Origin of the sequence: Olivibacter domesticus, from assembly GCF_900109575.1 — a bacterium.
GTDB classification, from domain to species: domain Bacteria; phylum Bacteroidota; class Bacteroidia; order Sphingobacteriales; family Sphingobacteriaceae; genus Olivibacter; species Olivibacter domesticus.
Map to the genome: position 1 here is coordinate 397,376 of NZ_FOAF01000001.1, position 14,917 is coordinate 412,292.

The 14,917-nt window shown below is 41.9% G+C and carries 11 protein-coding genes; 6 read left to right on the forward strand and 5 right to left on the reverse strand.

What is annotated here, in order from left to right; all coding sequences use genetic code 11:
* Positions 1–195: 195 nt before the first annotated feature.
* From BMY50_RS01620 to BMY50_RS01635, 4 genes are all read right to left on the reverse strand, one after another.
* Complete coding sequence (locus BMY50_RS01620; RefSeq protein WP_093317367.1) at positions 196–1,770, reverse strand: Na+/H+ antiporter; 1,575 nt, start codon at positions 1,768–1,770, stop codon at positions 196–198.
* An 86-nt stretch (positions 1,771–1,856) separates the two neighbouring features.
* Positions 1,857–2,246, reverse strand: coding sequence for a hypothetical protein (locus tag BMY50_RS01625; protein WP_202907723.1), 390 nt, complete (start codon positions 2,244–2,246; stop codon positions 1,857–1,859).
* A gap of 13 nt (positions 2,247–2,259) precedes the next feature.
* Positions 2,260–4,506: an alpha-L-fucosidase gene (locus tag BMY50_RS01630; RefSeq protein ID WP_093317372.1), complete on the reverse strand. Its 2,247-nt coding sequence runs from the start codon at positions 4,504–4,506 to the stop codon at positions 2,260–2,262.
* A gap of 36 nt (positions 4,507–4,542) precedes the next feature.
* Complete coding sequence (locus BMY50_RS01635) at positions 4,543–5,526, reverse strand: metallophosphoesterase family protein (RefSeq protein ID WP_093317376.1); 984 nt, start codon at positions 5,524–5,526, stop codon at positions 4,543–4,545.
* A 309-nt stretch (positions 5,527–5,835) separates the two neighbouring features.
* Here BMY50_RS01635 and BMY50_RS01645 point away from each other — a divergent pair, with 309 nt between their 5' ends.
* Genes BMY50_RS01645 through BMY50_RS01660 form a run of 4 tightly spaced genes read left to right on the forward strand, consistent with a single transcriptional unit; the run spans position 5,836 to position 12,432 of the window.
* Positions 5,836–8,571 (forward strand): DUF1553 domain-containing protein, encoded by a 2,736-nt coding sequence (locus BMY50_RS01645; RefSeq protein WP_093317386.1) that lies wholly within the window; start codon positions 5,836–5,838, stop codon positions 8,569–8,571.
* 4 nt (positions 8,572–8,575) lie between these two features.
* Positions 8,576–10,084: a DUF1501 domain-containing protein gene (locus BMY50_RS01650; RefSeq protein ID WP_093317391.1), complete on the forward strand. Its 1,509-nt coding sequence runs from the start codon at positions 8,576–8,578 to the stop codon at positions 10,082–10,084.
* 22 nt (positions 10,085–10,106) lie between these two features.
* Positions 10,107–11,027 (forward strand): sugar phosphate isomerase/epimerase family protein, encoded by a 921-nt coding sequence (locus BMY50_RS01655; RefSeq protein ID WP_093317399.1) that lies wholly within the window; start codon positions 10,107–10,109, stop codon positions 11,025–11,027.
* A gap of 4 nt (positions 11,028–11,031) precedes the next feature.
* Entirely contained in the window at positions 11,032–12,432 is a 1,401-nt protein-coding gene (locus tag BMY50_RS01660; RefSeq protein ID WP_093317401.1) for a c-type cytochrome domain-containing protein, read from the forward strand.
* Between the two features lie 12 nt (positions 12,433–12,444).
* On the opposite strand, the gene BMY50_RS01665 is transcribed toward BMY50_RS01660, so the two are convergent.
* Complete coding sequence (locus BMY50_RS01665) at positions 12,445–13,293, reverse strand: helix-turn-helix domain-containing protein (protein WP_093317404.1); 849 nt, start codon at positions 13,291–13,293, stop codon at positions 12,445–12,447.
* Between the two features lie 150 nt (positions 13,294–13,443).
* On the opposite strand from BMY50_RS01665, the gene BMY50_RS01670 reads away from it, so the two are divergent.
* Together BMY50_RS01670 and BMY50_RS01675 are read left to right on the forward strand one after the other, a co-directional pair.
* Positions 13,444–14,454, forward strand: a complete 1,011-nt coding sequence (locus BMY50_RS01670; protein ID WP_093317407.1) for a zinc-binding alcohol dehydrogenase family protein — start codon at positions 13,444–13,446, stop codon at positions 14,452–14,454.
* On the forward strand, positions 14,455–14,865 hold the full coding sequence (locus BMY50_RS01675; RefSeq protein WP_093317410.1) for a DoxX family membrane protein: 411 nt from the start codon (positions 14,455–14,457) through the stop codon (positions 14,863–14,865). It begins immediately after the preceding gene.
* Positions 14,866–14,917: the final 52 nt, after the last annotated feature.

Below are 14,917 nucleotides of genomic sequence, written 5' to 3' on the forward strand. Positions count from 1 at the left end.
TTGGCGCTTGATCGATTGCTTGCGTAATGGCTTGCCTTTGGATCAGGATGTGTACGACGCGGCGGTTTGGAGCGTTATTGCCCCACTAAGCGAATGATATGGTGTGTCCTTCAGTATTGAGTTAATCAGGATCCAATAGGTAGGCACACCATATAAGAAGGTGCTTTTGCGCAGCCCTATAGACAAGCGCCAAAATTAAGTGAATTTGAGCTTTTCTTCCTCTAAATCCAGCAAAAGCAGATGCTGGCGGATGACCTCTTCATCCAATTGTTCCTCTACCTTGTTTTTATTCAAAAGCCATTGTCGCTGGTGGTCGAGGATATTTAGATAGATCAATTTACATTCCGCGGAAATTAATACATCTTCTGCTATGCGACTATTGTCTTCCCACTTGCGGGCAATAAGTTGTAAAACAGGCTGACTACCTAGCTCTTCGCTGTAGTTATTCTTAAGATGTTGCAAGGCGTAAGTGGCCAGTTGCTTTCGGATAGAAAGGTAAACTTCTTCTTCTGGAAGACTTTCATCAAGATTAGGTATTTTTATTTTCTTGATTAAATAGGGAAGCGTTAAGCCTTGTAGTAAGAGGGTTAATAAAATAACGACAAAGGTAATGAAGAGAATAAGGTTACGTTGTGGAAAGGCTGAACCGTCACTTAATTGTACCGGTATAGATAGGGCTGCTGCTAATGAGACCACACCCCGCATTCCAGTCCAACCCAATACGAAAGGTATTTTATAACCAGGATTCCTGCTATCAGCAACAGTTATAAAATTGCGTGCAATAAGCGTAACGATTACAGCACCATAAGTTGATAAAATTCTTCCTATTATCAATACCCCCGTTATGAGTATGCCATAACCAATAGCCGATGAAACACTTACCCCCTCCAGTCCGGCAGTAATTTCAGGTAAATCAAGCCCAATAAGCATAAAAACGAGTCCGTTCAATACAAAACATAAGCTCTCCCAAACGTTAACTCCTCTCAGACGTGAGGTACTGCTCAGAAAAAAGTGTCTTTTATTGGATAAAAATAGCCCCCCACTTACCACCGCCAATACACCGGAGCTATGCACTTCTTCTGCTGCAATATAGATAAGGTAAGGTGTTACAATAGAGAGCACGATATCTATATTTGCATCTGTTGGCAGAAATTTGTGGGCTTTCATAAAAATCCAGCCAATCAATAGACCAATACCTATACCGCCAATCAACATCCACCCAAAACTTAGGGCGGCTTCATGCCAGATAAACTGACCTGAGGCAACGGCAATGAGGGCAAAACGAAAAATGATGAGTGACGATGCATCGTTTAACAAGCTTTCCCCTTCTAAAATGGAAGCCATTCGTTTGGGTACTTTTACAAATTTTAAGATCGCACCGGCACTAACTGCATCCGGTGGCGAAACAATACCCCCCAAGAGAAAGCCCAATGCCAATGAAAAGCCCGGAATAAAGTGATTCGCTACAAATGCTACAGACATGGCTGATAGAAATACAACAATAAATGCAAAACTGCTGATGATACGGCGCCAACGCCAAAGTTCTTTCCATGATATGGCCCAGGAAGCTTCGTATAATAAAGGTGGTAGAAAAATAACAAAAATAAGCTCGGGATCGATGTGTATCACTGGGATACCCGGAATAAAGCTAATAAGTAAGCCTGCTAGTACCAGGAGCACCGGATAGGCCACTTTTAATTTATTAGCCAACATTATAAGCAGTAGGATAGTGACAATAAGACCAAGGTAAAACGGAAAATGATCCAACATTTTATGTAAGGTTTAAATAAATTACATAAAGATATGAATTAGGTCATTTATATGGATACGAACATCGATACAAAAGTTGACTTACTTCAAAAACTATTGCCGCTTATAGCTGTGTCTTTTACTCTTTCAAATAAAAGAGGCGATCGGTTCCAATGGAAAGCCTTATAATTGTGATTATGTTTTATTGTGTTTCCTTTAAATGTAAAACCAGCTACTGATTTTGCATAAACAATTGGCTGGTCAAATGTGTCAAATTGATTGTTGACAATAACAATGTTCTTATGAAAATACTTCTTCTGATTGACTAAGTCAGGTATTTCCGGGTAAATGGAAATAATCGCGTTTGTAAACTGAAACATGTTGGTGAGTGCGTTTACAAAACGGTTATTGCGTATAATAACGTCGGTGCAGGCCCCAGTTTCGAACTCATCGGCATGACCTATATCAATCAGATTAAAATGGACTTTTTTTACCAATGTGTCCTCCTCCTTATTTTTTTATTAGGAAATCCAGCTCGGCAATAGCAAAGCTTTTGCCCTTAGCGGCGATCATTTCTGATTCAATTCGTACAAAACGAGCGCTAGCTGCTTGATCAAAATAATGTGTTCTAGCCGTTGGATCGTTGATCAAGTTTCCAAATGTGACTGTTCCGAGTGTCTTCCAGTTTTGTCCGTCGCTGCTGATTTTAATGACACCTTTTTCGAGCATGCCCTCGGGGTACAGGTTTTGAGGCGTATAAATGAGTCCTGTTAACGAATAGGATTTTCCCAAATCTATTGTTATGGTATGTGTTCCGGCTTGTTCTTCCGACTGCCAATAGGTTCTCGGATCGGCATCGATAGCCAATGAGGCTGGATGTTTTGCCATTTCACTGCTTGCTTCAAGCACTCTCCAATCTTGCTTTGAGATACCTAAGGTCTGCGATACGATGGAACCCTTCAGGTTGTTTTTATCGATGGCAATGGCTTTGATCTCTCCCGGCGATGCTAAGAACGGACCTTGGTAGTGCATGGATTTTTCGGTAGGTTCGGTGCCGTTCAAGGTATAAAATATCCTATAATCGGCGCTGAGATTCTTGGTTGCATCTTCACCATGCGGTTTCCACCCAAAGTTGCTTGCTTTTGGCATGATACTAACCAGTCCCTTCATATCCCGGACGATTTCTAATTGGGGTGGTCTAGCGGGATAATAATAGGCTTCAATGCTGCTAATGGCAGGTATAAAGCGACCCTCGAGCACCCGTATTCTAAACTTGTTAGAGGTGACTTCTGGAAACCGTAAGATGCGCTTATAGCCCACGTTAGTTGCGCTGGCAACATCCTTCCATTGATTATCAATCCAGGCATCGAGGATAAGCTTCTCGATGCGTTCGCTGTGCGTGGCAACTGCTTCTTGTAATAATAGCCTATTTAGGGTAATCGTTTTCGGTGTTGAAATGATAATTTCGCCGGGTATAACCGGCAGCAAGGTATAGGAGGAGGCATCGTGGTCGAGCACTTCTTTAGGACCTGAAGCTTTTGCAAAGAGATCGTTTTGATAAGTTTCGTTGATCCGTTTACCCACTTCTTTCAATACCGCTACATCAGCAGGTGAAAATTTACCGTCGCGATTCGGGGGAATGTTTAGTAAAAAGGTTGAATTCCCACCAACGGAACGTTCGTAAATATCAAATACATCGTCGGCACTTCTAACCTTTTGGTAGTTATCATCGCGGTAAAACCATCCTTCGCGTATGGAGGTATTGGTTTCCGCTTGCTGATAATGTAAAAAATTTGCCTTGTAAAGCGCTTCCCGGCCACCGAGGGATTCGGCAGTTAAATCACCGAAATTATTCATAAGGGCTGGGTCTTCGGCGTAAGGAAGAACATTCCATTCTGTAGCACGTGTTTTACCGGCTTCATTGCCACACCAGCGAATGTCCTCTTTACCGAAAATGACCGCCTGCGGAGCCAACGTTTTAATCAGTTTTTTCCAAGCTTGGTAATTATACTTTTGGCCTCCCTTTGTTTTGGGGTGTGCACCATCAAACCACACTTCGTGAATAGGGCCATATTCGGTTAGTAACTCAAACAGCTGATTCAGAAAATATTCATTATAGTCGTCTACCTCAAACTGAAAGGTCGTTTTATTTTTAAAGGGGCGACCTGTTACCTGGCGCGGAATAGTCCGTTTGGTATATTTACTGAGGTTGCCATATAAGCCTTCGGGATTTTCAATTTGATACAGATCTGCAGGGGAGAGGTATACACCTACTTTTAAACCGTATTTTTGGCAGGATGTCACAAGCTCTTTTAAAACATCGCCTTTACCTTGTTGAAAGAGTGTAGACATGATGCCGTGTTTGGTATAACGACTTTGCCATAAAACAAATCCGTCATGGTGTTTAACAGTGAGAATGACCATCTTCATTCCGGCGGCTTTCATGGCTTCACACCATTGGTCTGTATGTAATTCCTTCAAGTCAACTATTTTAGGGTCTTCTTTTCCGCTGCCCCATTCCATGCGGGTAAAGGTGTTGGGACCGAAGTGGATGAAAGCAATAAATTCATTGCGTAAGGCGCTATATTGATTAGCGGTGGGAACTACATGTGCTGCTTTCTGAATGATCGTTTCGTTGGAATCTCCTTCCTCGACTTTTATAGTTCTTTGTACAGGCATAAGTGTGCCTGTCTCTTGGGCAATCCCATGCTGTATGAGGGTAAATAATAAGGGTGCTAAAAGAAATTTTTTATTCATTTTCGGATATGGATTGGCAAAATAAATTTAATGAGCTTATACTTTTGATGTTGGTTTATTGATGTGCCGTGCTGATATGTAGGGTACAACTTCCTGATTTGCCATGAGACCGGATTCGTCATTATAGCCTAAATCTATCGGAGACTTGCCCTGCCAATGGCTAGTTTTCCCTTGTATTTTAATGTTCGACGTTGTTGGATCTATCTCTAAGATAGTGAACAGCGAATTCTGATAAGGAAAGGTATAGGCTATCCAGGGATGTTCTTTATGAACAGCCTCTGAGTAGCTGTTATGTTTAAATCTTTCGCCTGCCCAAAAATAAGATGCAGAATTTATATGTACATAGGTAACGCCTTCAATGGTGACCGAAGCATCTATATGGGTATGTCCGTTTATGGCCAATAATATTTTATCTGAAGCAGTTGACAGTATTTCCTGCACTTCGCGCGCATTGTCTATCGCTCCGGGACCAGCAAGCGGTTGATGTGATACAATAATAATGGGCTCTCGTATGGTGGTTAGTTGCTCTTTTAGCCAGGCTACCTGTTCGGGATTTATATAGGAAGGATACCCCCCTTTATAGGTTGGTGAACCTTTATCATTACCATCAAGTATGATAAAGCAAACACCATTAACCTGTTTGGTGTAATAGCGTGCGGGCATGCCCCAATGTTCAATACATTCTTCTTTTGTATGATTATTGTCTGTATCATGGTTGCCAATGACATGTAAATGCGTTTCATGCGCCTGATTAAATAGCGAGATCAGTTCTGCATTTTTTTGGGAAGGATAGGCGAAGTCGCCCAATTGCATAAGGGCATCGGGCTTCGCTTTTGCCATTTCCGTTAGGAATTCTTCCAATCGTGCTGGTGCATCATGCATAATGTCATGATGTAAATCGGTAATCAAGCCAATTTTAACTTTTCTCTTAAACGTTTTTGGTAGTTTACCGAAAGCGATGGGCATCTGTAGGGCCATGCAAAGGCCGATGCCCTGTTGAATAAAGGTTCTCCGTTTCATTTACTGAATTAGGTTGGTTTCTGATTTTTTGTTCATAAGCTTCTATCAAAGAAAAATACACATAATTTTCTTTGCAGCTTCTAAGTGTTGTGGATGGAATTGGTTTTTAAATATAGACGTTACTTTTCGGATTTCACAGTATATGTTAACATAATTGTCAAACTAGCTAATAAAGTTTTAACGCCTATCTTTTTTTCTTTCGTTCTTTGGAAACAAACAAAATCTTTTGAAAAACGGGTGTTTTGCAGTATCTTAGATATGAAAAGCCTGAATGATTGAGAACCAAGATTAAAAACCATAAAAAGGGACATGAACATATTCCGGAATAAAAAGCTGCTTGTTGTGTTGGTGGTTGTTTTAACGATATTGGTAGCGGTATTTGCTTTTCCGCACGAAGAACCGATTGATTTCAATACGCAAGTAAAGCCTATTATCAATAAAAAATGTATATCATGCCATGGTGGTGTGAAACAGCAGGGGGGATTTAGTCTGTTATTCAAAGAGGAGGCTATGGCGGCAACCAATAGTGGTAAACCGGCAATTATTCCTGGAAATCCAGGTGATAGCGAATTTATAAAGCGTCTATCTGCAAAGGATCCAGAAGAACGAATGCCTTATAAACACGAACCGCTAAGTGAAGAAGAGATCGCTATCTTTAAGAAATGGATAAAGCAGGGCGCGAAATGGGGCAATCATTGGGCTTATTTACCTGTAAAAGAAGTACCAATTCCTTCAGAAGGGGCAGAATGGTCGCAAACCGATGTTGATCCTTTTATTTACGAGAAATTGAAGGAAGCTAAATTAACACCATCAACTGAAGCAGATAAAGCTACATTGTTGAGACGATTGAGTTTAGATCTGATTGGCATGGCTCCCCCAATTGAGCTCGCTAAACAGTATCTGGATGGAGCCCATCCGGATCAGGACTATGAAAATTTGGTGGATACTTTATTGGCCTCACCTGCTTTTGGAGAAAAATGGGCATCGATGTGGCTTGATGTGGCACGTTATGCCGACACGAAAGGCTATGAATCTGATGGCGAACGAAATATATGGAAGTACCGTGATTGGGTTATCCGTGCATTTAATGAAGATAAACCTTACGATGAATTTATTAAGGAACAGATTGCAGGTGATTTTTATGTAAACCCTACTGACGAACAATATATCGCGACGGCTTTTCATCGCAATACAATGACGAATGATGAGGGAGGTACCAGTAATGAAGAGTTTCGCGTGTCGGCCGTAATTGATCGGGTAAATACAACTTGGGAGGGTTTGTTGAGCACTACTTTTGCTTGTGTACAATGCCATAGCCATCCCTACGATCCGGTAAAGCATGATGAGTATTATAAGTTTATGGCCTATTTTAATAATACAAGGGATGAAGATTTGGCCAGCGAATACCCGTTACTGAAGCAGTATGATCCCGTTATGGAAGGGAAACTAGGGCAGTTGACTGCTTGGTTAAAGGAGAATGTTTCGGAAGCAAAATCAAGGGCGGTGTATAAATTTTTGAAAACAGGGCAACCAACAATCAACTCTACTACTACCGATAGTTTACGTAATGCGGTGATTGGTAATAATAACATTGCACTTTTTTTTCGGAACAATGGGGTTGCAAGGATTGCAGCGGTAGACCTGAATGGGGTTGACCAAATGCTCTATCATTTCGCTTCAAAGAGTCGTGGTGGCAAGATGCAATTGCATTTGGATAGTGCCAATGGCCCTGTTATTGGCAATTGGGCTGTACCGGGGAAAGATGGTTACCAGATCCAGGCGGTCGATGTGACGTCCCAACAAGGAATTCATGATCTCTATATCACCTATCAAAACCCAACAATAAAGGGCAACGAAAACGTGTTAGTATCTTTTGACTGGTTCTATTTTACGAATCAATTTCCTGGAAAGGGTAAACCTGATTACGAAAAACAGAAGGAGATTTTCTGGACGCTTCTGCAAGCACCGGCTAGTACAACGCCCGTAATGGTTGAAAATCCATCTAATCGCCTTCGTAAAACCTTTGTTTTTGAAAGAGGTGCTTGGACTTCGCCCGGCAAGGAGGTGGAGGCAGATGTACCTGCAGCTTTTAAATATGCAATGCCTAAAGGTGCTCCGAAGAATAGAATGGGATTGGCCATGTGGTTAACCGACAAACGAAACCCACTGCTTTCCAGAACGATGGTGAATCGTGTGTGGGAGCAGCTGTTCGGAACTGGTATTGTTGAAACCTTGGAGGACATGGGTACGCAAGGTATGGATCCCACACATAGGGAGCTTTTGGATCATTTGTCGTGGCAGTTTATGCATGATTATCAATGGAGCGTGAAGACCTTAATTAAGGAGATGGTCATGAGTGCTACTTATCGACAAGATTCCCGTCTGAGCGAGGAGCTTAAACAGAAAGATTTGTTTAATAAATTTTATGCCCGTGGACCAAGGATACGATTGAGCGCCGAACAGTTACGTGATCAGTTTTTATCGGTCAGTATGGCGCTTAGCCCCACAATGTACGGTAAAGGCGTTATGCCTTGGCAACCGGAGGGAATTTGGAACTCCCCCTATAATAGTGCAAAATGGCAAAATGCAACTGGTGAAGACCGTTATCGAAGAGCTATTTATACGTATTGGAAACGATCGGCACCATATCCTTCTATGATTAATTTTGATGGGGCACAAAGAGTGGTCTGTAGTCCGCGGCGAATTCGTACCAATACACCGCTGCAAGCCTTGGTGACCTTAAATGATTCGGCATACATAGATCTTGCGAGACATTTCGTAAATCGAATGCAGGATGAAGGAGGAGAGCAGGTAGAGCAACAAATTGCTAAGGGCTACGAATGGATGATGTATAAACCCATCCCAAAGGCGAAACTACAAATTTTCTCCAATTTATATCAAACCGCCCTGAACGATTATAAAGCGCATCCCGACCGTGTAGATAGCTTGTTGCGGGATGATAAAGAAAATGGTGCACAGCGTGCCGCTTTGTTGGTGGTGGCCAATACGTTGTTCAATCTAGATGAGGTAGTTACCAAAAATTAGTGTTATGACCCGAGAAGAACTGAATTTACGACGCTTGATGAAAGAAGCGAACCATACCCAATTGAATGCCTATACACGCCGCCACTTTTTGAAGGAAAGTGCAATGGGATTGGGCGCACTTGCTTTTGGATCATTGTTGGGAAGCTGTGGTTCTAAGCCGAATGAACCGAAACAGATTGTATTCGATCCGGCACATCCACTTTTACCTAAGTCACCTCCCTTTTTGGGAAAGGCTAAAAGTGTGATTTACTTACACATGGCGGGCGCCCCCTCGCAGTTGGAACTGTTTGATTACAAACCGGAGCTGGAGAAGATGAGCGGACAGGATTGTCCGGAGTCGCTATTGAAAGGAAAGAAGTTTGCTTTTATCACCGGTGTTCCGAAAATGCTGGGGCCGCAAGCGAAGTTTGCTCAACATGGCCAAAGTAGGGCCTGGGTAAGTGATAACCTTCCTCACTTTTCGACGATGGTGGACGAGGTAACCTTTCTAAAGGCGGTAACAACAGACCAGTTTAATCATGCGCCTGCCCAATTACTCATGCATACGGGTAGCGCACGTCTAGGCAAGCCAAGTATGGGTAGTTGGGTCACCTACGGCTTGGGAACCGAAAATCAGAATTTGCCTGGTTTTGTGGTGCTTACCAGTGGTGGTAGTTTTCCGGACGCAGGGAAAAGTATTTGGGGCAGTGGTTTCTTGCCTTCTGTTTACCAAGGTGTTCAATGTAGGAGTGAAGGAGATCCTGTACTATTCATAAAAGATCCAAATGGCATGGAACGGGATTTACGAAAAGCGACCATTGATGCGATCAATGCAGCTAATGAGCAGGAATATGCTTATTATAATGACCCGGAGATCCTCTCGCGGATATCGCAATATGAAATGGCTTTTCGCATGCAGGTAGCAGCACCTGAGGTGATGAATATTGATAACGAACCGCAATATATTCATGATATGTATGGAACGCAGCCCGGAAAAGCTTGCTTTGCCAATAATGTATTGCTGGCCCGCAAACTTGTGGAGAAGGGGGTTCGTTTTGTGCAGCTTTTTGATTGGGGGTGGGACGCGCACGGCGATGGACCGCAGAATTCGTTGAATATTGGTCTAAAGAATAAATGCCGTAGTACCGATAAGCCTATTACTGCCCTGTTACTCGATCTAAAGCAACGTGGACTTCTGGAAGACACCTTAGTTGTTTGGGGAGGTGAATTTGGGAGGACACCCATGTTGGAAAACAGAAACGGGGTGAAAAGTCCTTATAATGGCCGTGATCACCATACAGAAGCATTTACGATGTGGATGGCCGGTGGTGGTATAAAAAAAGGCTTTACCTATGGTGAAACGGATGAAATTGGCTATAGTGCCGTTAGCGGGAAGGTGGAGGCCTTCGATATTCAAGCAACTATTTTAAACCAGTTGGGTTTTAATCATGAAAAATTTACTTACGACTTTCAAGGCAGGCCTTTCCGATTAACGGATGTATTTGGGAAGGTAATCCATGATATTATTGCTTAACAAAATTAAATGAGAACCTAAGATGGCGCATAACCGACGACATTTCTTAAAGGCGGCAACTGCCGGCTTATTTTTACCTATGGAAAGCCTTTTAACTGATTTACATATGCCGATCCTCTCAAGTGTTGGTTATTCGCTTACCTTTATGGCCACAGATTGGGGTTTTCAAGGAAGTGTTGAAGCTTTTTGTGCGGCGGCAAAGAAAGATGGTTACGACGGCATCGAAGTATGGTGGCCCGGTAATATCGACGCTCAAAAGGCTTTATTTTCAGCGCTTGAGCAACACGGATTACAGGTCGGCCTAATGTGCGGTGGTGCCGGTTCCGATGCTGAACGACACCTGACCGGTTTTGTCCAACAAATTGATGCTGCCTCCAGCAACACTTATCAAAGGCCGCTTTATATTAACTGCCATTCGGGTAAGGATTATTTTACCTTCGCTGAAAACGCAGCCTTTATTGACTACACCGTGAAAAAGTCGAAAGAAACAAAGATTCCGATCTATCACGAAACCCATCGCGGTCGCATGTTGTTTGCTGCTCCTGTTGCACGACAATTTATCGAAAAGCATCCCGATTTGCGTCTTACATTAGATATTTCGCATTGGTGCGTAGTGCATGAAAGTTTACTGGAAGACCAGGAGGAGACGGTTAAGCTGGCACTCGCCCGAGCAGACCATATTCATACTCGTATTGGACATGCCGAAGGCCCGCAAGTGAATGATCCACGGGCGCCTGAATGGAAACGTACGCTAGAAGCGCATCTTCATTGGTGGGACCAAATTGTAGCGCGAAAGAAACAGAGCGGCGAACCCATGACCATGCTCGCCGAATTTGGACCTCCAGATTACCTACCTACCTTACCCTATACGCGGCAACCCTTGGCCGATCAATGGGCAATCAATGTTTATATGATGCAATTACTTCGAAAAAGATACCAATAGGCAGATGCAGCTTCTTAAAATTTCACAATTCTTAGGGCATTTTCATCCGGTTCTTGTGCACTTGCCAATCGGTATATTGGTGCTTGGTGGGCTATTTCATTTACTGAGCGCAAGCAATAGATACGCTTTTCTCTACCCAGCTGTTCGTATTACCTATTTATTGGGTGCGATTGGAGCCATTGTATCTTGTATTAGTGGCTATTTGCTCTCGCAAACGAGTGATTATGATGCAAAACTGGTAGGTTTACACCAGTGGTTGGGCATTGGCGTCGCCATGGTGGCTCTGTTGCTTTATGTACTGCTAACACTTCGTGTAAATGAGCTGCTTTTGCGTTTGCTGACTGTGGTGGTACTAATTAGTATCACGATTACAGGGCATTACGGAGGATCACTTACCCATGGTTCGGATTATCTGTTCACAGCCTTGACAGCAGACGTTTCCAGCGGCGTGGCCATACCTCCTGTGGCCAATATACAACAAGCAAAAGCATACCCGCAGCTCGTTGAACCCTTGCTTAAGAATCGATGCTATAGCTGCCATGGCGCCGAGAAGCAAAAAGGTAAACTTCGGTTAGATAGTAAGGATTTCATGATAAAAGGCGGAGAGGGAGGACCGTCACTTGTGGAAGGGAAGGCCGATGAGAGTGAGCTTATTAAGCGCCTGTTATTGCCTTTAGATAATGATGATCATATGCCGCCGAAGGAGAAGCCACAGCTTAGTCAAGAAGAAATTGCACTGTTGAAATGGTGGGTCAATCAAGGTGCTGATACCCATAAAACTGTTATGGATCTGAAGCCGACGCCGGAAATGAGCGCCATACTTCCTCTTTTCCAGTCGGGTGCCGTTAAACCAAAGGAAACAAAAAGCAGCCTGCTGGATAAAGAAGTGGAAGCAGCAGCAACTGAAGCCTTGAAAAAATTGAAAGATGCCGGCGTTGTGGTGCTGCCCATACATCAAACAAGTAATTATCTATCGGTAAATTTCGTTACAACAGATGTGACACCCGCTTTACTGGATGAACTTAAAAAATTAGATAAACAATTAGTTTATCTAGAACTAGCTTATACATCTCTAAACGATGAGGGTATGAAAACATTATCATCACTTAAAAATTTACTGCAGCTTAATTTGAGAGGAACGGCTATTACAGATAAGGGACTCGCTCACTTGAAAGACTTAAAACAATTGACTTTGCTTAATTTGGTTGAAACGAAGGTGAGTGCACAGGGTATAGCCCAATTAAAGGATTTTAAGAACCTAAAAAGTATTTATCTTTATAAAACGGGTGTCGATAAACAGGGACTGACATCTTTGAAGACCGTGTTTCCTAATAGCTCGCTTGATACCGGGGGATACCGTGTACCTACGTTAGCTAGCGACACTACAGTTGTTAAGGTACCTTAAATAACAATGAAATTATCCAATACGCTGTACTGATTTCGGACTGGTGCCATTATACTTTTTATATATTTTATTAAAATGGCTAGCGTCCGTGAAACCTAATCTGCTAGCTATCTCATTCACGTTATACCTGCCATTTTTTAATAATTGATCTGCCACTTTCAGCTTCGTTTGGATAATATGTTGTTGTATGGATAAACCGCTATGCTTTTTTACATAGATACTGATATAATTGGCTGACATCGCAAAGTGTTTAGCAATATGCTCCACGCGCATTTTTTCTGCATCCAAGGCATGAAGTCGTGTATAACTTAGAATCTGACTTAGTTTGTCTAATTCCGTGTTAATGGGACATTGCTCGCCAAATTGTGTGGTAGCTTGCGCTTTGGCAATCATCATCATTACTGCACCAAAAAGTTCAAGTAGCAGTTCACGGCTATATGAACATTTATTAGAAAATTCAGATAATAGGATTTGTAATAAGTTCTTCAACTTCTCTCTGTCGCTATTATCTGTTATTAGGTCTCCATTCGCCATAGAGGGAGCTTGTAGTAATGTTTTGACAATATTGAGCCACTTGGCTGTTTTGCTTCCTTCGAGCTTCTCTATGAATAATTGTTCTGTGAACTTCATAAATATGAATTGAGAGGGCGCCGCTATTTCAAAAGAATGAGCATCTTCTGGCCGTAGCAAAAACACATCTCCCGGACTGTATGGAATCAATGCATCATTCAGTATATGGTTACCACTACCTTGCTCTACAAAAATTAGTTCGTAAAAATTGTGATTATGTTTAGTAAATTCCCAGGTATCGCTATGGTACCGGAATATATTTAATGAATGATAGCTATTGAATCTTTCCATTGTAAACAATATATTTTTACAAACATACAATGAAATGATACCATACTTTATCGTGTGTTAGTCATAATTTTGTTTAAATGATTTTAGATGAATGGTACATCATGAACATGTTTGCCATATCACATTTTATTAGATAAAGGAGAATTTATTATGAAAGCAATAGGATTTAAAACTTCATTACCCATAACTGATAACGACAGCTTTATCGAATTTGAAACAGCAAAACCAATACCCGCCGGCCGGGATCTTTTAGTAAAGATCGCTGCGGTTTCTGTGAATCCCGTCGATTTTAAAATACGTCAAAACAGTGCTAAAGATATGGTTTTAGCATCTCCGAAGATTATCGGATGGGATGCTGTAGGGGTGGTGGAAGCAGTGGGAGAGGAAGTTAGTTTGTTTAAGATAGGCGATGAAGTATATTATGCTGGTGACATTACACGATCGGGAAGCGATGCCGAATACCAGCTTATTGACGAGCGTATTGTTGGTGAAAAACCAAAACCGTTAAGTATCGAAGAAGCTGCTGCTATGCCACTTACGGTACTTACTGCTTGGGAGATTATGTTCGATCGTCTTCGAATCAATGAGAAAGACAGAGGAAAATCCATTTTGATAATTGGGGGAGCTGGCGGCGTCGGATCAATCGCCATACAGATTGCCAAAAAAGTAGCGGGTCTTACCGTGATTACTACAGCATCAAGACCAGAAAGTGTAGCGTGGTGCGAGCAACAGGGTGCAGATTATGTGGTTAATCATAAAGATCTATTAAATGAAATACGTAAGGCTGGTTTTCGGTATGTAGATTTTATACTTGATTTTGTTGATACTAATTTATATTGGGATAGCATGGTAGAATTGATCAAACCACAGGGACACATTGCCTCCATTACAGGATCTTCCACACCGGTGATGCTCAATAAGCTTAAGAATAAGAGTGCAAGTTTCTCTTGGGAACTGATGTATACCCGTTCGACTTTTCAAACAGACGATCTAATTGAACAGCACTATATTTTAAATAAAGTAGCGGAGCTACTCGGTGACGGTACATTGAAAACAACGTTGAAAGAAACGCTTTCGGGCTTCACAGTTGATAATTTCAAAAGAGCACACCAGCAATTGGAAAGCGGAAAAACGATTGGAAAAATTGTAATAAAGTTTTAGATGGAAAATAATAAAGCATTGGCCTATCTATTTTTAAGGTTAGGTATAGGCATCAGTTTTTTGGGACATGGTATTGTTCGATTGTCAAAAATCCCGGCATTCCGTAGTTGGATGATCGGCTTGTTTAACACCTCACTCATGCCAGAGATATTTGCATATTGGTTTGCTTCGGTATTACCCTTTGTAGAATTACTGTTGGGTATACTGCTCATTATTGGTTGGCACACGAGGGTAGCCTATATCTTGGGCTCTGCGGTTATTTGTACATTAATATTTGGATCCTGTCTTATTGAAAACTGGGAAGCTGTTGCTTTCCAGTTAATATATGGGCTGTTGTTCTTCATCCTATTGTTTTACATGGAATACAATAAATATGCCCTTGAAAAATCTTTCAGTGGTAGAAAGGAATAAAAACAAAGAACCTGTATGATAATCATGATACAGGTTCTTTATATTAATCAGG